This is a genomic window from Microbacterium sp. AZCO (genome assembly GCF_039614715.1).
Taxonomy (GTDB): Bacteria; Actinomycetota; Actinomycetes; order Actinomycetales; family Microbacteriaceae; genus Microbacterium.
Window position 1 is genome coordinate 3,166,793 of record NZ_CP154857.1, and the last position, 20,673, is coordinate 3,187,465.

Annotated in this window: 13 protein-coding genes; 8 read left to right on the forward strand and 5 right to left on the reverse strand. The window is 72.1% G+C overall.

The features are described 5' to 3' along the window. Window positions 1–65 precede the first annotated feature (65 nt). Entirely contained in the window at window positions 66–815 is a 750-nt protein-coding gene (locus AAIB33_RS14455) for an SDR family oxidoreductase (RefSeq protein ID WP_345800660.1), read from the reverse strand. 80 nt (window positions 816–895) lie between these two features. Here AAIB33_RS14455 and AAIB33_RS14460 point away from each other — a divergent pair, with 80 nt between their 5' ends. Further along, window positions 896–1,378 carry an Rrf2 family transcriptional regulator gene (locus AAIB33_RS14460; protein WP_345800661.1) on the forward strand — a complete coding sequence of 161 codons (483 nt, stop codon included), beginning with the start codon at window positions 896–898 and terminating at the stop codon, window positions 1,376–1,378. 107 nt (window positions 1,379–1,485) lie between these two features. Here AAIB33_RS14460 and AAIB33_RS14465 read toward each other — a convergent pair whose 3' ends face one another. Continuing rightward, window positions 1,486–3,111: a DUF4407 domain-containing protein gene (locus tag AAIB33_RS14465; protein WP_345800662.1), complete on the reverse strand. Its 1,626-nt coding sequence runs from the start codon at window positions 3,109–3,111 to the stop codon at window positions 1,486–1,488. A gap of 145 nt (window positions 3,112–3,256) precedes the next feature. Continuing rightward, window positions 3,257–4,516, reverse strand: a complete 1,260-nt coding sequence (gene rlmN, locus AAIB33_RS14470) for a 23S rRNA (adenine(2503)-C(2))-methyltransferase RlmN (protein WP_345800663.1) — start codon at window positions 4,514–4,516, stop codon at window positions 3,257–3,259. Between the two features lie 121 nt (window positions 4,517–4,637). Between rlmN and AAIB33_RS14475 the strand changes: the two genes are divergently transcribed. From AAIB33_RS14475 to AAIB33_RS14505, 7 genes are all read left to right on the forward strand, one after another. Continuing rightward, window positions 4,638–8,417, forward strand: coding sequence for an adenylate/guanylate cyclase domain-containing protein (locus tag AAIB33_RS14475; protein ID WP_345800664.1), 3,780 nt, complete (start codon window positions 4,638–4,640; stop codon window positions 8,415–8,417). Then, on the forward strand, window positions 8,414–15,472 hold the full coding sequence (locus tag AAIB33_RS14480; RefSeq protein WP_345800665.1) for a hypothetical protein: 7,059 nt from the start codon (window positions 8,414–8,416) through the stop codon (window positions 15,470–15,472). Before AAIB33_RS14475 ends, AAIB33_RS14480 begins: the two co-directional genes overlap by 4 nt. After that, complete coding sequence (locus AAIB33_RS14485) at window positions 15,472–15,990, forward strand: Pycsar system effector family protein (RefSeq protein ID WP_345800666.1); 519 nt, start codon at window positions 15,472–15,474, stop codon at window positions 15,988–15,990. Before AAIB33_RS14480 ends, AAIB33_RS14485 begins: the two co-directional genes overlap by 1 nt. A 75-nt stretch (window positions 15,991–16,065) precedes the next feature. After that, on the forward strand, window positions 16,066–16,509 hold the full coding sequence (locus AAIB33_RS14490) for a GNAT family N-acetyltransferase (RefSeq protein WP_345803445.1): 444 nt from the start codon (window positions 16,066–16,068) through the stop codon (window positions 16,507–16,509). Window positions 16,510–16,522: 13 nt separating this feature from the next. After that, a complete protein-coding gene (locus AAIB33_RS14495) occupies window positions 16,523–17,383 on the forward strand; it encodes a hypothetical protein (protein WP_345800667.1) in 861 nt (286 codons plus the stop codon). 21 nt (window positions 17,384–17,404) lie between these two features. Beyond that, complete coding sequence (locus AAIB33_RS14500; RefSeq protein ID WP_345800668.1) at window positions 17,405–18,046, forward strand: LysE family translocator; 642 nt, start codon at window positions 17,405–17,407, stop codon at window positions 18,044–18,046. Continuing rightward, window positions 18,043–18,924, forward strand: a complete 882-nt coding sequence (locus tag AAIB33_RS14505; protein ID WP_345800669.1) for an HAD family hydrolase — start codon at window positions 18,043–18,045, stop codon at window positions 18,922–18,924. Before AAIB33_RS14500 ends, AAIB33_RS14505 begins: the two co-directional genes overlap by 4 nt. Window positions 18,925–18,945: 21 nt before the next feature. On the opposite strand, the gene AAIB33_RS14510 is transcribed toward AAIB33_RS14505, so the two are convergent. Together AAIB33_RS14510 and AAIB33_RS14515 are read right to left on the reverse strand one after the other, a co-directional pair. After that, window positions 18,946–19,785, reverse strand: a complete 840-nt coding sequence (locus tag AAIB33_RS14510; protein ID WP_345800670.1) for an NAD(P)-dependent oxidoreductase — start codon at window positions 19,783–19,785, stop codon at window positions 18,946–18,948. A 108-nt stretch (window positions 19,786–19,893) separates the two neighbouring features. Further along, window positions 19,894–20,670, reverse strand: a complete 777-nt coding sequence (locus AAIB33_RS14515; RefSeq protein ID WP_345800671.1) for an enoyl-CoA hydratase/isomerase family protein — start codon at window positions 20,668–20,670, stop codon at window positions 19,894–19,896. Window positions 20,671–20,673: the final 3 nt, after the last annotated feature.

Consider the following 20,673-nt stretch of genomic DNA (forward strand, 5'->3'; position numbering starts at 1 on the left):
CCCTAGGCACGCGCGCGATGAGAAGTCCAACAACGCCGGTCGATGGCATTTAGAACATCAGGCGATCAATCGACCGAGGCGGCGAGCCACTCCTCGAGCGTCTCGGAGTCGATGACCGCGTCACCCACGGGAACGAGACTCGTGTCGTCGACGATGCGGCCGAAATAGCCGGCCGACGGATCGGACACGACCTCGCGCCCGTCACCGGCGGCGGCGAGCACCCGCGTGACGAGGGTCGAGATGGGCGCTCGCTCGGGGCCCGCGATCTCGATGGCGCCCGCGGGAGCGGCCGTCGCGGCATCGGCGACGGCCCGCGCGACCGCCGCCGCGGCGATGGGCTGCATCGCGCTGGGCGCGACCCGGACGCGGCCGTCGACGGTGCTCGCATCGGCGATGTCGGCGAGGAACTCGAAGAACTGCGTCGCCCGCACGATCGTGAAGGGCACGGGCCCCTCCTGGATGATCCGCTCCTGCACCACCTTGCCCGCGAGGTACCCACGTGCGTCCGGGTCGCGGTCGACGCCGACGATGCCGAGCGCGACGTGGTGCCCGACGCCCGCGCGAGCCTCGGCAGCCAGCTGATTGCGCGTGGACGCGGTGAAGAAGGCGATGGATGCCTCCTCCGCGAAGTCCCGCGGATTCGTGACGTCGACGATCGCGTCGGCGCCCGCGAAGGCCTCGTCGAGGCCCACGCCAGCCGCGGCATCCACTCCCGTCGAGGGGGAGGCCGCCATCGCCTCATGCCCGCGCTCCCGCAGCAGCGCGACGACCTGCCGCCCGATGAGGCCCGTTCCACCCAGTACGACGATCTTCATGCCCACCCCTTACTCGGATAACTCTTGTCCGAGTTCAAGATACCCGGACACCCACTGTCCGAGTCAAGTACGATCTCGGCATGAGGATGTCGGGGGGCGTGGAGTGGGCGCTGCACTGCTGCGTCGCCCTCACGGACATGGATCGGCCGGTGCCGGCCTCGACGCTCGCACGGTTCCACGACGTGTCGACGACGTACCTCGCGAAGCAGCTGCAGGCGCTCGCGCGTGCGCGGCTCGTGCGGTCGGTGCAGGGCAAAGCGGGGGGCTACGTGCTCACCCGCTCCCCCGACGAGATCACGGTGCTCGACGTCGTCGCGGCGATCGAGGGACCGGAGCCGCAGTTCGTGTGCACCGAGATCCGGCAGCGCGGACCCCTCGCGGCCTCGCCAGAGGACTGCCTGCGGGCGTGCGCCGTGCATCGAGCCATGCTCGCGGCGGAGCAGTCGTGGCGGGACTCGCTCCGCGGCGTGACGATCGCCGACCTCGCCGCGACGGTCGACCGCGACGCGGGCCCCGAGGTGCGCCCCCGGACGCGCGCCTGGCTCGCCGCGCCGAGCGGTTAGACCTCCGCCGGCGCGCCCGCGCCCAGCGGTTGGACCTCCGCCGGCGCGAGACGCCGAGCGGCTACGCCTCCGCGCCGCGCGCGACGCCGGTGCGAGACGCCGGGCGGCTACGCCTCCGCGCCGCGCGCGATGTCGGCGCGCTCCTGCCAGCTGCGCGCAGTGACGCGGTCGAGCGAGACCTGACGGCGCAGGGCGTCGGCCTGCTCGTACAGCGACGGCGGGCCCCAGCTCGTGAGCACCTTCACGAGCACGGGAAGGAGCTCGATCATGAAGAACAGGATCGCGATGAGCCAGTGCGCCCACGCGAGAGTGGGCTCCTTGGCCGACAGTCGCTCGAGGCCGCTGATCTGGCTGAGGAGGCCCACGGCGCCGGCGTTGCCGCTCGCGACCTCGGCTGCGCGCGCGTTGTACGCGGCGAGCGCCGCCTCGTACTGCTCGCGGGCGGCGGGGAGCTCGTCCTTCGCCTGCTGCTTGTTCTGAGCCTCGGACGCGCTCGCATCGGCGGTGCCGTTCGCCTGCGCGTCGGCGAGGTCGGCCTGCGCGGCGGTCAGCTTCGCGGCGAGGTCGTCGTAGGCCGCCTGCGCCGAGGCGAGCTGGTCCTTCGCCGCCGTGGAGCTCGCGCCCTCACCGGCGACGCCCGTGCAGCCGGGCACCTCGCCCGCGCCCTGGCCCGTGAGCTCGCACTGGTAGATCGCGCGCGCCTGGTCGATCACCTGCTGCTGCGCCGCGAGCTTGGCGGTCAGGTCGTCGACCGTCGCCTGGGCCGAGGAGGTCGCGGCCGACGTCGTGTCGGCGCCCGCGACGACGCCGCTCGCGGCCTGGCTTTCGAGGGCCGAGACACGCTCGCTCGCGGCATCCAGAGCCTTCTTCTCGGGGCCGCTCGTGACGGCATCCTGATCCGACTGGGCCTGCACGAGGTTGGTCGCCGTCACCTCACGCGCGATGTCGTTGTGGAACACCTGCAGGACGAGCGGCTCGGCCACGACGATGCCGATGACGGCCGCCATGATGATGCGGGGGATCGCGAGCCCGATGAGACGGCCGATGCTGTGCGTCGAGCGCATCGTCGAGGTGAGGAAGCGGTCGAGGTTGAAGATGATGAGCATCCACACGATCGCGAGGGGAAGAGCACCCCACGCGACGATCCGCACGCCCGTCGTGAGCGCGAAGTACATCGAGATCGCCGAGATGAGTGCGGTGCCCGCGATCACGAAGAACATCTGCACGAAGCGCGGCTGCTCGGTCGGCACCTGGTCGAGCACCGACGAGTCCGCGCCGCCCAGCACCGCGAGCCGGCGCCATCCCGAGACGCGCTCGCGCTTGGGCCGCGTCGCGCGCGTGGTGCGGACGGGAGGAGCGGATGCCGCGACCGCCGGCTCCGCGGTCGGCTCGGGGCCGGTCGGCTCGGGGCCGGTCGGCTCTGCGTCACTCGGGTCGGCCTCGACCGGCTCGTCGAAGGCGCCCCACTCCCCCACGGTCGCCTGCGAGTCGTCGGGCCTGGTGACCGCGACGGGCTGCGTCGGGTTCATCGCGATGGCGTCCTCGAGGAGGTCGCGCGTCACGGGGTACGGGTCTTCGGGGCCGTCGTCGAGGCTCTCGTCGCGGGGCTCGCCCGCCGCCTGCTGGGCGCGCACGTCGTCGAGGTAGAGATCGTCCGGCGTGTCGCCGTCGATCCCGAACTCGATGCGGCCGTCGGACCCGAACCTGCCCGGCCGGTGTGCGGAGAAAGACATCCCGACAGCCTAGAAAGGGCAACCTGTGCGCCAGGTGAGTCCCCTGGTCAGCGGGACTGCGCCGGCGTCCGCCTGAGGGCTGCATCCACGTGCGAGCGCTGCGCTCTCCGACGCCGCGGTCGCAGGAGACTGCAGCGCTCCCGGGTCAGTCCTCGAGCGGGGTGTCGGCGGCGACCCGCTGGTCCTCTTCCGTCGCGACGAGCTGGCCGCAGGCGCCGTCGATCTCCTTGCCGCGGGTGTCGCGGAGGGTCGTCGGGATGCCGGCGTCGTTGAGGCGGCGGACGAACTCGTTCTGCGCGGCCTTCGTCGACGAGGTCCAGATCGAGCCGGGCGTGGGGTTCAGCGGGATGGGGTTGACGTGCACCCAGCCGCGGCCGCGGGCGTTGAGCTTCTCGGCGAGGAGGTCGGCGCGCCAGGGGTGGTCGTTCATGTCCTTGATGAGCGCGTACTCGATCGAGACCCGCCGCCCGGTCTTGTCGAAGTAGCCGCGCGCGGCGTCGAGCGCCTCGTCGACCTTCCAGCGCGAGTTCACGGGGATGAGCTCGTCGCGCAGCTCGTCGTCGGGGGCGTGCAGCGACAGCGCGAACGTGACGGGGATGTCCTCGTTCGCGAGCTTGTGGATCGCCGGCACGAGGCCGACGGTCGAGACGGTGACACCGCGCGCGCTCATGCCGAGGCCGTGCTTCTTGTCGGTCATGACGCGCACGGCCTGCATGAGCCGGGCGTAATTGGCGAGCGGCTCGCCCATGCCCATGAAGACGATGTTCGTGACCCGCTCGTCGGGGTGCTCGGCGGGACCGAGGCCGCCGTCGCGGATGAGACGGTTGGCTCGCACGACCTGCTCGATGATCTCGGCGGCCGACATGTTGCGGGTCAGCCCCGCCTGGCCGGTCGCGCAGAAGGGGCAGTTCATGCCGCAGCCCGCCTGCGACGAGACGCACAGCGTGATGCGGCCGGGGTAGCGCATCAGCACCGACTCCACCAGGGCGCCGTCGTGCAGCTTCCACAGGAACTTGATCGTGTCGCCGCGGTCGGTCTGCAGGCGCCGCACCTCGGTCAGCAGGGGCGGCAGCATCCCGTGCACGAGCTCTTCGCGGCCGGCGGACGGAAGGTCGGTCATGTGCGCGGGGTCGTGCGTGTAGTGCTCGAAGTAGTGCTTCTCGAGCTGCTTCGCGCGGAAGCCCGGCATCCCGAGCTCGGTGACCTTCGCGACCCGCTCGTCGGGGGTGAGGTCGGCGAGGTGCACGGGCGGCTTGCCGCGTTTGGGCGAGGCGAACTGCAGGAGCGGCCGGCCCTCGGCATCCTTCTTCTGCGTCCATCCCTCGGTTGCGGGACGCACCTGTGTGACGGGACCGAGGGTCGCGGCGGGACGCGCCGGACGGGCGGGAGGGCGCGTCGAGGTCATTCATCCAGGGTAGGCGACGCGCCTGCGCGAAGGCTGGTCACGCGCGCGCGGGTGAGGATGCCGATTCCCGGCCATGGCGCGGCATCCCGATCCGTGAGAGTCTTCTCATCATCACGGCGCCGTGTTCCGGCATCCCCCCGCCCGGGCCGGGTGCTGGCGCCCCGCGAAGGAGGGGTTTTCGCTGAACGCGCACGTCACGGCCTCGGCGCTGAGCCCGCGCCTCTTCCACGGGCTCGCCGACGATGCGGACGGAATCGTCCGCGTCGAGGGGACCGCTGTCGTCGTCGACATCTCGGGGTTCACGACGCTGTCGGAGCAGCTGGCCGCCGCGGGTCGTGAGGGCACGGAGCAGCTCATCGCGACGCTCTCGCGCATCTTCACCGTGCTGCTGCCGGTGACCGACGACGGCGGCGACGTCGTGAAGTTCGCGGGCGACGCGCTCTTCGTGCTCTTCACGGGCCCGGATCACGCCCGGCACGCGGCGCATGCGGCCTGGAACATGAACCGGGTGCTGACGGCGATCGGCGACATCCACCTGCCCGCCGCCCGCGCGAAGCTGCGGATGTCGGTGGGCGTGCACAGCGGCGGCTTCGACTTCTTCGTGACCGGCGGCGAGAACGTGTCGGTCGTGCTGACCGGCCGCGACACGTCTCGCGTCATCGAGCTCCAGTCGGCGGCCGAGGCGGGCCGGATCCTCGTGAGCGACGAGACGGCGGCGTTCCTGCCGGCGGCGCAGGTCGCGAAGGAGGAGTCCGCCCCGGGCGCCCGGCGACTTCTCAAGGCGGGAACGGTCGCCTCGACCTCGCTCATGGCGCTCGACGTCGGTCGCACCCGGGCCGCAGACCGCTTCCTGCCGCGCGCGTTCGCCGAGCGACCCGATCTGCTCGGCGCAGAGCCCGACCACCGCTGGGCCGCCATCGCGTTCATCCAGGTGTCCGGCGTGCCCGAGCGTCCCGACCGCGACGACCACGCGCGCATGGACGCCCTCACGCGCCTCGTCGAGGAGGTCGCCGCCGAGACCGGCGTCACTCTCCTCGACGTCGACCCGGCGATCGGCGGCTACCGCTACTTTCTGACCGCCGGCGCGCCGACGACGACGGAGGATCCCGAGGGTCGCCTCGTGAGCGCCGCGCTGCGCATCGTGCAGTCGGGCTCCGACTACGCGCTGCGCGCGGGGGTGACGTCGGGACGGGTCTTCGCGGGCTTCGTCGGCGCGATGTACCGCCAGACGTACACCGTGATGGGCGACCCGACGAATCTGGCGGCTCGCCTGACCGCGCGGGCCGAGCCCGGCACGGTGCTCGTGGCGCGGGCCGCGCTCGAGCGGACGGGTCGCCCGTTCGAGTCCGACGATGCGGGCACGATCACGGTCAAGGGCAAGTCGCAGGAGATCGCGGTCGCGGTCGTGACGGGTCACGGCGGCGCGACGAGCCTCGCGACGCAGCAGACCCCCTTCGTCGACCGGCACGCCGAGCTCGAGCGCCTGCGTGCGGTGCTCGCCGACGCCTCGGCGGAAGTCGGCTCGGTGCTCACGATCACGGCCCCGGCCGGTGTCGGCAAGACGCGCCTCCTCGAGCACATCCTCGATGAGACGCCGCTCCCCGTCCTGCGCGCGTACGGCGACCGGTACGGGGTCAACACGCCCTATCGGGCGCTGCAGACCCTCGTGCGCCCCCTGCTGCGCATCCCGCCCGCCGCGCGCCCGGCCGAAGCCGGCGAGCGCCTCGCGCAGGTCGTCGCCGACCACTTCCCGCAGCTGACGCCGTGGCTGCCGCTCCTCGCGCCCGCGGCCGGCGCTCAGGCGGAGCCCACAGCGGAGTCCGAGGCCCTCGACGATGCGTTCCGCGCCGAGCGCACGGCCGAGGTCGTGTCCGAGTTCCTCCTCGGGCTGACGACGGGTCCGGGATGCCTCGTCCTCGACGACGCGCAATGGGTCGACCCCGCCTCGGCGACGGTGCTCGCCGAGCTCATCGGTCGCGACACCCGCCACGCCGTGCTCATCGTCCGCCGCCCCGGGGAGGACGGTGTCGGGCCGCTCGGCGAGGAGCTCCCGCTCGCCGGGCTCGGCGACGAGCAGATCCGCGAGATCATCGAGGCGGTCGCCGGCCGGCGCCTGCTGCCGGCCGACGCGCGTCCTCTCGTCGCGAGAGCCGAGGGAAACCCGCTCTATGCGATCGAGCTCGCCACCGGCCTCGTGTCGGGCGACGATGCCCTCGGCATCGAGCAGCTCATCGGCGAGCGCATCGACGCGCTCACCGAGAGCGAGCGCACGACGCTGCGGCGGGCGGCCGTGCTCGGCATCCGGATCCCCCTCGGCCTCTACATCACGTGCGTCGGGATGCCGCTCATCTCGGGCGGCCTCGGATCGTTCCTCGAGCTGGGCGCCGACGGCATCTCGTTCCGCAGCGAGCTCTTCCGCGACGTCGCCTACGACCAGCTCACCTTCCAGGCGCGGCGGGAGCTGCACCGCGCGGCGGCCCGGGCCCTGGAGGCCGACCCCGCGCTCGGCGGAACGGCGCGCAACGTGATGCTCGCGGGTCACTACGAGGCGGCCGGCGACTGGGAGGCGGCGCACCGCGCGGCCCTCGCCGCGGCGCAGGCCGCCGAGCAGGCATTCGCGCTCGAGGAGGCGGTGCGGAGCTATCGCCTGGCCGTCGAGGCGGCCCGCCGCTCCGCGGGCGGAGAGGACCTCCCCGGGCTGCTCGAAGCCCTCGGCCGCGTGTCGGTGGCCGGCGGCTGGGCGAAGGAGGGCCTGGAGGCCTTCTCGAGCGCCCGCAAGCTCATCTCCGACACGGTGCACCGGGCGCGGCTCGACCACGAGCGCGCCTACGCGCTCAACATCCTGGGTCGGCACGACGAGGCCGTGCGGGCGCTGCGATCGGCGCGGCGGGCGCTCACCGGGGCGGGTCCGGAGGGACAGCGCGTGCTCGGAGCCGTCACGGTGACCGAGGCCGGGCTGCGCCTGCGGCAGGCACGGTGGGCCGATGCCCGCCGGCTCGCGACGGAGGCGATCTCGCTCCTCGACGGCATCGCCCACGACGACACCGCCAAGCGCGTTCTGGCGGATGCCCTGCGATATCACGACATCGCGGCGGGAGAGCTGGAGGGGGATGCCGCCATGGTCAACCTCCCGCGCGCGCTCGAGCTCTACGACCAGACCGGCGACGAGCTGTCGAAGTCGAAGGTGCTCAACGTCCTCGGCGCCCGAGCGTACTTCCGCGGCGACTGGACGACCGCCGCAGCGCTGTACAACCAGGCGCGGGCCGCCGGCGAAGCGGGGGGCGACATCGTGGGCGCCGCGATCGAGTCGGCCAACGCCGCGGAGGTCCTCATCGACCAGGGCCGGATCGATGAGGCGCGACCGCTCGTGGCCGAGGCTCTCCGCGTGTTCGAGGCGTCCGACAATCCCTATCTCGTCGCCTTCGTGACGGGCTTCTCGGGGCGGATCGCGCAACAGGCCGGCGACCACGGCGCTGCGCGCGACGCCTTCCGCTCCGCCGCCGACGGATTCGCGGCTCTCGAGGAGACGGATGCCGCCCTCGACGCCCGCGTGCGGCTGCTGGAGGCGACGCTCGACGCCGAAGACCGCGACACGGCGACGGCGCTCGCCGAGGCGCTCGCCGGGGTGGACGGGGGTCCGCGGCTCGCTCGCCAGCGCGCCCGGCTCGCGGCGCTCGCGGGCGACGACGCGGGCGCGCTCGCCCTCACGCTGGAGGCGGTCGAGGATGCCTCGGCGACGCCCCTCGAGCGCGCGCTCTCGCTCGCACAGCTCAATCACCTCCGGCCCGACGCCGTCGTCCGCGGCGAAGCCGAGCGGCTCCTCGCGTCGCTCGGGGTCGCCAACGCCGCTCCGATCCTCGACCGGTCCCCCCTGCCCTCCGAAGCGGAGCACGCCCGATGAACCCCGCTCCCACCCCGCGTCCGCGGCTGCGCTCCATCGCCGTCGCGGCGATCGGCACACTGCTCGTCTCCGGCCTCGCCGTCGCGACGCCCGCGGTCGCGCCGGCGGCGTCCGCCGCGGTGACACCGCCCGACGGCTCGACGCTGTTCCGCGTCTCGCAGACCGATCAGGGCGCCTCGACCCAGCCGTTCCTCTCGCCCGACGGCCAGCGCGTGCTCTTCACGTCGACGGCCGACGACCTCGTCGCGGGCGACACGAACGACGTCTCCGACGTGTTCGTCTCGGTCGCGGCGAAGGGCAGCGACGACCCCTTCTCGGGCGCGCCTTCCCTCGTGAGCGTGCCCGACGGACCGCTCGGCGCGGTGCGCGCCGACGGGCCAAGCTCCGAGCCCGTCGCGAGTGCGGACGGTCGCTACGTCGCCTTCACGAGCAGCGCGACCAATCTCGTCGCGGCGGGCGGGACCGCCGGGCGGACGAGCATCTACGTCCGCGACACCCTGCTCGGCAAGACCTTCCGCGTGCAGGGCGCGTCCGAGCCGAACGGCTCCTCGTACGACCCCGACCTCAGCGACAGCGGGCGCTACCTCGTCTTCACCTCGGACGCCACCGACCTGACGACGGGCGACACCAACCAGGCCGCCGACGCCTTCCTCGCCGATCTCGACACCAACGGCGACGGCATCTTCGGCGACATCGCGATCACGCGCTTCATCGGCGACACCGCGCTCCAGGGGGGCACGAGCCAGGCGCGCATCAGCGGCAACGGGGCGGCCGTCGTGTTCACGGCGCACCAGGACCCCCTCGTCGGCAGCGGCAGCGCGGGCGACTACGTCTACTACGCGCCCGTCGGGGGCCTCGGCACTCTGGCCGGCCAGCACAACCTGGTGGGCAGCGACGCCCACGACCCCACGATCGACGCCACCGGGAACACCTTCGCCTTCATCGACGACAACGACTGCGACGGGCAGCCGGCCGTCATCGCCGGCACGCTCGACCGCAATTTCTACTACGCGGCGGCGGGCACGATCCTCACCGACCGCGCGGTGGGCTACATCGCCGACCCCGTGATCTCGGCCGACGGAAGCCGCGTCACGTGGACGACGACCGTGCCGAAGTACGACTTCAGCGGGCCGGCCGCCGAGCTGGCGACCCCCGTCATCCGCACGCAGGAGATCGGCTGGTCCGACTCGCGCACGACCGTCAGCTGCTTCGGGATCATCCCGGACTGGCAGGACCTCGCCGAGGGCACCGAGGCCTCGGTGTCGGCATCCGCGCGGACGGTGGCGTTCAGCGCGGCGGCTCCCGCGGCATCCACCGTCTTCGCTTTGGACACCCACCGGCACAGCGGGCTGTCGGTCGCGAACACGCAGGGCCAGCTCGTCACCCCCGGGTTCATGACCCGGATCGAGATCCCGTCGATTCCCCTGACCTCGCTCCGCGGCTATGCGTCCACGATCGCGAACGCGCCGATCTACCGGCTGCCCATCTACCGGCTGCCGATCTACCGGCTGCCCATCTACCGCCTGCCGATCTATCGGCTGCTCCTGACGGACTCTCCGATCTACCGGCTCCCGATCTACCGGCTTCCCATCTACCGGCTGCCGATCTACCGGCTCGATTTCCCCGGCGGATGGGATCAGGTCCTCGCCGGCAGCCCGTTCGAGGGCGAACTGATCCAGAGCGTGACTCTCGACGAGGTCCTCTCCTGGGCGAACAAGGCTGCGGATCCCGGCTCGACGGCGACAGACGCCGAGCGCGCCTCGGCCAAGCGGGTCCAGAGCCTCACCCTCGGCGATGTGAAGGTCGACGGCAGCGCGCTCGACTCGCTCACGCTGGCGGCGTATGTGCTCGGCGACGCGAAGCTCTCCGAGGTCCCGCTCGCGGGCACGGGCACTCCCCTCCAGCGCTGGCAGGCTCTCGTCGACGCGCAGGGGCTCGGCTTCACGGTCGAGCCGGGCATGTTCCTCGCCGACCTCGACGCCGCAGGTCTCGACATCGAGCGCTCCGGCGTGGACGCCGTCCCGCTGCGGTCGCTGCCCGTCGACGACACGATGATGAGCTACCTCAAGGCCTCCGAGCTGTTCTACGCCGACACCCCGCTCGGTGCCGTCGACGCGTCGAGCCTCGACGAGGCATCCCGGGTCGCACTGTTCGGCAGCGCGAACGTCTCCGGATCGCTGTCCGGACTGAAGGGCTCGATCCTCCCCGAGGCGACCGTCGCCGACCTCGCCGCCGGCGCCCCCGAATCGGTGACCATCGGCACCCTGCTCATGTCGATGCTCGACCGGGACAGCTACCCCTGGGAGCAGATCGCGGCGGAATCCATCGACCCGAACCTCGCCGAGGCGTCGACCAACGCGACGGGCTGCGACGGCACCATCCGCTGCGACTCGGTCGCGCAGTTCCAGTACACGTTCGATCCGGGCCCGGGCGAGTCGACGACCTTCGCCGCGCCGACGGCGTCGCTCACGACCCCCGCGGGCACCGCGCCGTTCATGACGTACGTGTCGACGTCCGGCCCCGACGCCTACACCTACCCGAGCGGACCGAACTCCGGCCCGAAGCAGATCGACGCCGAGCGCATGCGCGTGCCGCTGCCGGAGACCGCTGGCGGCACTGTCGTCTCGATCCGCACCTTCTACTCGTCCACGACTCAGCCCGGCGACTCGCACGCCGTGGCGACGCTCACGAGCGGGAAGCTGGAGGCGTCCGAAGACCTCTACGGCGACGCACCGCTGTCGTCGTTCGACGACCCGTCACGCAACCTCGACGGCGACCAGCCGAACTCCGCGATTCCGCTCAGCGCCTCCGAGGTCTACTACGAGTGGATCTCTCCGCAGTGGCGCGCCCTCGACGACGACGGCAAGCGCATCCACGGGCCCGCGCAGGACGAGGACTACTACGTCGTCAACCCACCGCCCCCCGGCAAGCGACTCGTCGTCTCGACGAACGCGACGGACGGGCAGCTCTCGCTCTCCCTCTACGCGCCGCAGGGAAGCAGCGGATCGCTCGGCGTCGCCGACGCGGGGCCGGCACCGGGCACCGCCGTCGCGGAGCACAACGGTCCGCTCGATCAGGCGTCGCAGGCCGGCCCGGACGCCTCCGTGCCGCTGGAGGGCCAGACGCTCGTCGATCAGACCGTCGTGGGCGGCGACGGAGTCGCGCAGGTCCAGGCGGCGTCGATGGATGCCGCTCCCGACAACAAGCTGCTGGTGCGCGTCACGAGCGGCAACCACCAGCCGAGCTCGGCCCTGTACTCGCTGCGCGTGCAGTACCTCGACGAGTCGCCCGAGGTGATGTGCACGCCGTGGGCGCCCGCCCAGACCGCCGACCCCGGCATCGCGGGCTTCAACGACGCCATCACCGACACGACCAACACGCTGTACCTCTTCGACGCCACCCGCTTCGGCGACACGTATGGCGCGGCGGAGGCCGACCGCGTGCGCGACGCGCTCCTCTCGCTCACGGGCGACGGCCACGTCGGCGCGGACCGCGTCGACGGCGCGGTGCTCTCGATCGACACGAGCCCCGAGGTGCAGGCGGCTCGCGCGGCGCTCGACGCCAATCCGTGCTCGATGTCGGCGCGAGAGAAGCTCTCGTCGGCGGTCAACACCTTCGTCGGGCAGCAGCTCGGCACGCACCGCTCGCAGATCCGGTCGGTCGTGATCGTGGGCGGCGACGACATCATCCCGCTGGCACCGGTCGCGCAGAACACGGCGCAGTTCACCGAGGTGAGCCACGCCGACGACCTGCGCCTGAAGCAGACCGCCGCGGGCGAGCCGTGCCCGCCGGCGAACGGCGTGGAGGACCCCTGCGAGACGCCGCTCTCGGCAGCCGCCCGCACGTCGCACATCCTCACCGACGACCCGTACGGACTCGCGAAGGCCTACGACACCCTCGGCGGGCACCTCTACCTCCCGTCCGTCGCACTGGGGCGTCTCGTCGAGAGCCCCGACCAGATCATCGCCACGATCGACCGCTTTCTCGCGTCCGACGGCATCGTCTCGGCGGATTCGACCCTGACGGGCGGCTACGGCGCCTGGGCGGAGCTGCCCGGAAAGGTCACGCAGTCGCTCGCGTGGCGATCGTCGGTCAACCAGCAGTTCGCCACGCCGTGGACGGCGAGGGATCTGCAGAGCAAGCTCTTCCCGACCGACACGGATGCGCCGAAGGTCGTCTCGGTCAACACGCACGCCAACGAGACGCAGATGCTCCCCGGCGTGCCGGGCGCCGAGTCGGGAAGCTTCTCCGACAACGACCTCTTCCTGGCGCAGGGCCATGAAGACGCATCCCAGCTGTCCGGCTCGCTGATCTTCGGCATCGGCTGCCACGCCGGCAACAACCTGCCCACGAGCTACTACGGCGACGTCACCGACTGGGTCGACGTGTTCTCCCAGTCCGCCGGGTACGTCGGGAACACGGGCTACGGCCTCGCCAACAACGTGACGACGGCACTGGGCGAGAGGCTCCTGAGCCTCTACGCGGACTGGCTCGGGGTGTCGGTGTCCGGCGATCAGGTGTCGGCAGGCGCGGCGCTCACGTACGCGAAGCAGTCGTACCTCGGCGGTCTCGGACTCTACTCGGGCTATGACGAGAAGGCGCTCATGGAGGCGGTCTACTACGGCCTCCCGATGTACACCTTCACCGACCCGGTCAAGACCGACATGCCGCTGCCCGAGGCCCCCGATCTGCAGGTGTCGACGAGCGGCGGCATCACGACGGCGGCGCTGTCGTTCCAGCCCCCCTACCAGCAGCAGACGAGCCCGGACGGCGGCACGTACTACACGGTCGACGGCAGCGCGGTCGCGGTGCCCACCGCCCAAGGCATCCTGCCCAGCATCGTCCGGGTGCTCGAGCCCCAGGCGGGCCTCGTGCCCCGCGGCGTCATCCTCACCTCGCTCACGACCCAGACCCAGACGGGCACGCCCGCGCTCGCGCCGCCGACCGTCGGCGTGCCACAGCAGACGGCGGTCGCCGCAGGTTCGGCGTTCCCCTCGTCGTACGCGACGATCACGCATCAGGACACCCCCGCCGGCCCGATCGACCTCCTCGTCATCACCCCCGCGCGCGTGCAGATGACCCAGTCGGGCCAGGGGACGACGGAGCTCTTCACGAACTTCACCGCCGAGATCGTCTACGGCCCCGACACGTCGACGGATGCGACGCCGCCCGTGATCGATTCGGTGGGCCTGCGCAACGGGACGCTCGAGGTGCACGCCTCCGACACCGGCGGCTCCATCGCCTCGGTCATCGCGCTCGTGCAGCCCGAGGGGTCGAACGACTGGCAGCGGGTCACCGCGAGCCCGGTGACCGTCGACGGCGAGACCTTCTGGACGATCGATGCGCCCGCGGGCCCCTTCCGGTGGATGCTGCAGGTCATCGACGCCTCGGGCAACGTCGCGACCGACACGGCCCGCGGCCACCTCGATGTCGAGAACGCCGTGGCGCCGACGCTCGGAGACCCGGGGCCGGCGGTGACGCTGGCGATCGGCGAGCGCCTGCTGCGCGGGGTCCAGGTCACCGACGCGGTCCCGGGCGAGCGGCTCACCGCCACGACGACGGTGGTGGATGCTGCGGGCCGCGAGCTCTCCTCCGCACCCGCGACGATCCGGACCGACCCCGACGGCACGACACGGGCGCTCGTCGACCAGCCGATCACGAGCCCCGGCTCCCTCACCGTGACGCTCACGGTCTGCCGCGGCTCTGCGTGCTCGTCGGTGCAGTTCACCGTCGAGACGCCCGCCGGGAACGAGCCGCCGGCCGCCGCCGTCGCGCTCACCTCCGACACCAATCCGACCGAGCCCACCAGCATCCTGACGGCACACGCGACCGGCACCGACCCCGACCGCGACCCCGTCACGCTCACCTACTCCTGGCAGCGGAACGGCATCGTCATCCCCGGGAAGTCGGCCGCGACCCTCGACCTCGACGGCATCGCCCAGACGGGCGACGTGATCCGGGTCACCGTGACGCCGAACGACGGGAAGATCGACGGGCATGCCGCGTCCGATGAGGTCGTGGTCGGCGATGAGGTCACGACGCCCGCCGCGCCGACCATCACGGCGAAGGCCACGACGAGCGCGGGGGCCTACGTCGACGGCACGTGGAGCACCTCGGCGGTCACCGTCGCGTTCACGTGCACGAGCGGGGCTCCGCTGCTGCAGCCCTGCCCGACCAAGCAGATCGTCGACGGCGACACGTCGGCATCCGGAACGACGGTGACCGGCACGATCACCGACCTTCTCGGACGCACCGCGAGCGCCGCCGTGACCGTGCGGGTCGACGCGAACGGCCCGGTTCTCGCGCCGGTCGTCACCCCGTCGCCGGTCACGGTCGGGTCCGCCGCGACCGCCGTGCCCAATGCGACGGATGCCTCCTCCGGCGTCGCGTCGCAATCGTGCGACGCGCCCTCCACGGCGACGGCAGGTCCCGCCTCCGTCGAGTGCCGCGCGACCGACGTCGCGGGCAACACGACGACGGTGCTCGCCTACTACACCGTGACCGCGGCGCCCGTCACGCCGACACCGCCCGTCACGCCCACGCCACCGGTCACGCCTCCGTCGACGCCGACACCGCCCTCGTCGTCGCCGTCCTCCCCGTCGAGGCCGTCGCCGTCGTCGCCGTCGTCGCCGTCGTCGCCGCGCTCGGGGGGCACGCGCGGCGGGGCGGGCGGCACCGCGCCGGTCGTCCCGATCCCGGTCGGCATCCCGCTCCCCGACCGGCAGCCCCTAGGCCCCCTCGCGGCCGACGGGTCGAGCGTCTTCGCGCACGGCTCCGGCGTGCCGATCATCTTCCGCGCCTACGACGACGCGGGCGCCGCGATCGGCACGCCCGGCTACGTGACGGGCGTCGTGCTCCTCACGTCGCAGGCGATGCCGGGCTCGGCGAAGGCGACGGAGGCGTACTTCCTGCCGTTCGGCTTCGTCTACGCCGACGCCGCCGATCTGTGGCTCGGGTCGATCCCGACGGCAGATCTCGACGCGGGCCGCAAGTACACGTACCGCGTCGACCTGGCGGACGGCACCTCGTTCACCGTGACCTTCGGAGTGGGCTGATGACGACACAGCAGCAGGGCGCCGTGCCCGACGAGACGACACACGCCCTCGCCACCGAGATGCTCGCCGAGGTCATGACCGAGATCGACCGCGCCGACCAGAAGGCGTCGCTGCTGATCGGGAGCCTCGGCATCGCCTTCAGCATCGTGCTGAGCGGGCTGCTGGGCGGCGGCTGGTCTCCGGCGGACTCCGGCGCGTTCGCGGTCGTGCTCTGGACGATCGGCGGCCTCACGGCCGCGGCATCCGTCGTCGCGGCATCCCTCGCCGTCTGGCCCCGGCTGAGCAGGGGCCCCGGCCCCGGCGCGATCACCTACTGGGGTCAGATCCGCGGAATGAGCTCGCCGCAGGCCGTCGCCGAGGCGCTCGCTGCGCGCGGCCTGCACGCTCCCGAGCGGACGTATCAGCAGCTCCTCGTGCTGTCGGCGGTCGCGCAGCGGAAGTACCGGAACATCCGCCAGTCGATGCTGCTCGCGGGCATCGCCGCGCTCGCCGTCGTGGTGTCGTTCTTCGTCGTCTGAACCCACCCGTTCGGGCGCCGCGAGGGATAGCGTGGAAGTGTGAGCGCAGACGACGTCGCCGTGCGCGACATCCGCATGGAGGATGCCGGGGAGGTCCTCACCCTGCAGCGCGCCGCGTTCGTGCAGGAGGCCCTCATCTACGGCACGCCCGACATGCCTCCGCTCACGCAGTCGCTCGACGAGCTCGAGCACGAGCTGCACGACAACCTCGGTCAGGTCGCACTGGCCGGGCCGCGCATGGTGGGGGCCCTGCGCGCACGCCTCGACGACGGGCTGCTGCTCATCGGGCGCATCTCCATCGCGCCCGACCAGCAGGGCAAGGGCATCGGCTCTCGCCTGCTCGCGGCGGTCGAGGAGCGAGGCCGCGGGGCCGGAGCCACCGAGGCCGAGCTGTTCACGGGATCGCTCAGCGAGGCGAACCTGCGCCTCTACACGCGCGAGGGCTACGCCGAGACGCAGCGCGTGCAGGGCGACGACGGCATCGAGCAGGTCTTCCTGCGCAAGCGTCTGGCGGGCTGATGGGGCGGCCGACATGGACGACACCACCCGCGCCGAGCTCGCGGAACTGAGACGCCGGGCCTACGGCCCCCACCCCGACATCGCGGGGGATCCCGTTGCGCTGGCGCGGCTGAGCGACCTCGAGCGCCTCGCGCACGACCCGCATCCGGACGACGGCGGGCGGAAGGACGGCCTCCGCTGGGCGGACCGGAGCGCCGACGACAGTCCGCCTGGCGACGCCGGTCGGAAGGACGGGATGGATGCTGCGCCGGTCGCCGTCGCGACGCTCGAGCAGCGGCCGGCCGACGACCAGGAGCCCGAGGCGCCGGTGCGGAGGCGGCGGGTCCGGGGCGGGCGGGGAGCAGGCATCGCGTTCGCGGCGGCGGTCGTCGCGGGGCTCGTCGTCGTGTCGACGACGACGACGGTCCCGACGCTCACCAGCGCGAACGTGACGGTCGAGACCACGCGATCCGCGTACACGCTCGCACGCGACCAGGATGCCCAGGTGCTCATCCAGGTGCCGCTGCACGACTGGTTCGGGTCGGAGGGCGAGCCGCCCCTCCCCGCCGACGCCCCGCCCTTCCCGACAGCGGGGAAGGTCCTCTGGGCATCGCACCTCGGGTCGTACTACGGCTGGCAGCTGTGGATCGGAGGAGCCAAGGGGATGCTGCAGGAGGAGCAGTGCATCCTCGTCTCACGCGGCGACATCGCGAAGGGCCGGTGCGTCGTCGCGCCGCTTCGTTCGCAGAGCGCCCTCGCGGTGACCCTCCCCTACCTCTCGGTGCCGCCGGACGACCGCCCGTCCGCGCTCCAGCCCGGCATGCGCCTGGGATTCTGGTGGTTCCACGACTCCGCCGTCACCGTCATGCTCGCCGCCGCGCCGCGGGACGGGTGAGAGCGGGACTATCGTTTCAGCGTGGTACCGACCGAGAACCTCCTCGCCTTCGCTCTCGCGGCCCTCGTGCTGATCGTCATCCCCGGCCCGAGCGTGCTCTTCACGATCGGGCGCGCGCTCGCGCTCGGCCGCATCGGAGGTCTGCTGAGCGTGCTCGGCAACGCCCTCGGCCTTCTGCCGATCATCGTCGCCGTGGCACTCGGAGTCGGCGGCGTCGTCGCGAGCTCGATCGTGCTCTTCACGATCGTCAAGGTCGCCGGCGCCCTGTACCTCATGTACCTCGGCGTGCAGGCGATCCGCCACCGCAACCGAACCGCGGAGGCGGCGACGAACGGCGCGCTGCCGCGCTCGCACTGGCGGCAGCTGGGCGAGGGCTTCCTCGTCGGCATCACGAACCCCAAGACGATCGCGTTCTTCGTCGCGGTGCTGCCCCAGTTCGTCGACCTCGACGCGGGGATGGTGCCGCTGCAGATGATCGAGCTCGGCCTCGTCTTCTTCGCGATCGCGCTCCTCTCCGACGGCGTCTGGGCGCTGGTCGCCGCCGCGGCGCGCGACTGGTTCGGACGGTCGCCCAAGCGCATCGCGCGCCTCTCGGCGACCGGCGGCGGGCTCATGATCGGCCTCGGCGGCATCCTCCTCTTCACCGGCAACCGGCACTCATGACCCCGCTCCCCCCGCCCCCGCCGCACGCGGATCGCCGGCGCATCGTCTTCCTCGACGTCGACGGCACGATCCTCGAGCACGGCTCGAACGTGTGCCCCTCGACCGGCCCGGCGATCAGGGCGGTCCGCGCCGCCGGACACCTGGTGTACCTGAGCACGGGGAGATCCGCCGCCGACATCCATCCGAACGTCGCCGAGATCGGCTTCGACGGCGCGGTGACCAACTCGGGCGCCCTCGTCGTGTCGGACGGAGAGGTGATCGTCGACCGCCCGCTCTCGCCCGCCGCCACGGACCGGATGCTGACGGCGATGCGCGGCCGCGGCATCCACTACTTCCTCCAGACCCGCGATGCCGTGTACGCGAGCGACGGTATGGCCGAGCTCATGCGCAAGTACGCCGAGGCGCTCGAGGCCCGGACCGAAGCCGGCTTGGAGGTGCGCCCCGAGGACTCGCTCGTCGGGCTCGCGCAGCGCCGATTCCCGAGCGTGGACGAGGCCGACCTCTCCCGGATCGACAAGGCCGTCTTCGTCAGCGATCACCCGGAGGGACTCGACGAGCTGCGCGCCGATCTCGGCGACGAGTTCCTCGTCGTGCCCGGCAGCATGCCGCTCCCCGGCGGCTCCAACGGCGAGATCAGCGAGCGCACCACCACGAAGGGCTCGGCGATCGAACTGCTGCTCACGCACCTCGGCATCGATTCCACCGACGCCATCGCGGTCGGCGACAGCTGGAACGACATCGAGATGTTCCAGGTGTGCGGCGTCTCGGTGGCGATGGGCAACGCGCAGCCCGAGCTCAAGGAGCTCGCCGACTTCGTGACGACGGACGTGCTCGACGACGGCATCGCGAACGCATTCCGCCGGCTCGGGCTCGTCTGACGCGGGTGTCCCGCGTCGAGCTCAGTCGAGGAAGATGTCGGGGAACAGGGCCTCGTCCGGCGTGCCGGGCACAGCGGCGTAGCGCGAGAAGTCGGTGACGCCGGCATCCGTCAGCACATCCTCGACGATGAGCGTCTGCCCCGTGTAGTCGCGGGCGGGCTTGAGCAGGATCTCGTACGCCGCGTCGGCGTAGATGTCGGGGGTGCGGCTCGCCTTCATCATGCGGTCGCCGCCGAGCGCGAACTGCACCGCCGCCGTCGCGATCGTCGTGCGCGGCCAGAGCGTGTTGGCGGCGATGCCGTCCTTCGCGAACTCGGCGGCGAGGCCGAGCGTCGCCATCGTCATGCCGTACTTCGCGAGCGTGTAGCCCGTGTGCGCGCCGAGCCACCTCGGCGAGAGGTTGAGCGGCGGCGAGAGCGACAGGATGTGCGGGTTCGCGCTCTCGCGCAGGATGGGCACGGCCGTGCGCGACAGCAGGAACGTCCCGCGCACGTTGACGTCCTGCATGAGGTCGTACTTCTTCGCCGCGAGGTCGAGCGAGCCGGAGAGGTCGATGACGCTCGCGTTGTTGACGACGACGTCGATGCCGCCGAACTCGCCCTGCGTCTCGAGCACCGCCCGCGTGATGTCGTCGTCGTTGCGCACGTCGCCGACGATCGGGAGCGCCCGGCCACCGGCATCCCGGATCTGCTGTGCCGCCGTGTGCACGGTGCCCTCGAGCTTCGGGTGCGGTGTGTCGGTCTTGGCGATGAGCGCGACGTTCGCGCCGTCGCGCGCAGCGCGCAGCGCGATCGCGAGGCCGATGCCGCGGCTGCCGCCGGACATGAGGATGGTCTTGCCGGCCAGCGGCTTGTCAGTCATCGGGGTCCTTTGCTTGATGTCGAGGTCGTGGGTGCTCGCCGAGTGCGGATGTCGTTCGCGCCGGTCGTGCGCCTTCGGCGAGAGCATCCGGTCACGGCGCGTGAGCGTTCAGGACGAGCGCTTGGCGGATGCCGCGGCGAAGGCCGCGACGCGGGCGCGGGACTCGTCGGTGTCGAAGCGCGCGCCGATCGTCGCGGCCTCGTCGTGGAGGTTCGTCTCGAAGGCGCGGTCGGCGCCGACGCGGACGAGACGCTTCGCCTCTCCGAACGCCGCTGTCGCATTCGCGAGCCAGAACTCGGCGACCGCCCGGGCGCGGTCCGCGACCTCGGCCGGGGGCACGATCTCGCTCACGAGGCCCCAGTCGAGGGCCGTCGCGGCATCGATCGTGCGGTCCTGCAGCAGCAGCGCGAGCGCGCGGCGCTGCCCGATCGCGGCGGGCAGCAGCGTCGAGACGCCGAGGTCGGGGGTGAGGCCGATGTTGGCGTACTTGCTCACGAACTTCGCCGACTCCGACGCGACGATGTAGTCCGCCGTCAGCATGAGCCCGAGTCCGCCGCCCGCGACGGCGCCCTGGACGGCGGCGACGATGGGCTTGTCCGACAGGGCGAACGTCCGGATGCCGTCGTGGATGATGTGCGCCGTCTCGGTGACGTCGGCACCGCCGGCTTCCGAGGTCGCCATCGCGATGACGTCGCCGCCCGCGCAGAACGCCGGGCCCGCGGCATCCAGGATCACCGCCCCCACCGAGTCGTCGGACGTCAGCTCGTGCGCGACGTCGCGCCAGCGGCGCCCCATCTCGAAGTCCATCGCGTTGAGGTACGCGGGGCGGTTGAAGGTGACCCGGGCGAGGCCGCCCTCGCGGGAAAGCAGGATCGAGTCGCTCATGTG

Coding starts and splice junctions, on each gene's coding strand:
- AAIB33_RS14510 (WP_345800670.1), bottom strand. CDS start 19,785: ATGACTGACAAGCCGCTGGCCGGCAAGACCATCCTCATGTCCGGCGGC.
- AAIB33_RS14465 (WP_345800662.1), bottom strand. CDS start 3,111: ATGTCTTTCTCCGCACACCGGCCGGGCAGGTTCGGGTCCGACGGCCGC.
- rlmN (WP_345800663.1), bottom strand. CDS start 4,516: ATGACCTCGACGCGCCCTCCCGCCCGTCCGGCGCGTCCCGCCGCGACC.
- AAIB33_RS14455 (WP_345800660.1), bottom strand. CDS start 815: ATGAAGATCGTCGTACTGGGTGGAACGGGCCTCATCGGGCGGCAGGTC.
- AAIB33_RS14495 (WP_345800667.1), top strand. CDS start 16,523: ATGGACGACACCACCCGCGCCGAGCTCGCGGAACTGAGACGCCGGGCC.
- AAIB33_RS14460 (WP_345800661.1), top strand. CDS start 896: ATGAGGATGTCGGGGGGCGTGGAGTGGGCGCTGCACTGCTGCGTCGCC.
- AAIB33_RS14485 (WP_345800666.1), top strand. CDS start 15,472: ATGACGACACAGCAGCAGGGCGCCGTGCCCGACGAGACGACACACGCC.
- AAIB33_RS14490 (WP_345803445.1), top strand. CDS start 16,066: ATGGAGGATGCCGGGGAGGTCCTCACCCTGCAGCGCGCCGCGTTCGTG.
- AAIB33_RS14515 (WP_345800671.1), bottom strand. CDS start 20,670: ATGAGCGACTCGATCCTGCTTTCCCGCGAGGGCGGCCTCGCCCGGGTC.
- AAIB33_RS14505 (WP_345800669.1), top strand. CDS start 18,043: ATGACCCCGCTCCCCCCGCCCCCGCCGCACGCGGATCGCCGGCGCATC.
- AAIB33_RS14480 (WP_345800665.1), top strand. CDS start 8,414: ATGAACCCCGCTCCCACCCCGCGTCCGCGGCTGCGCTCCATCGCCGTC.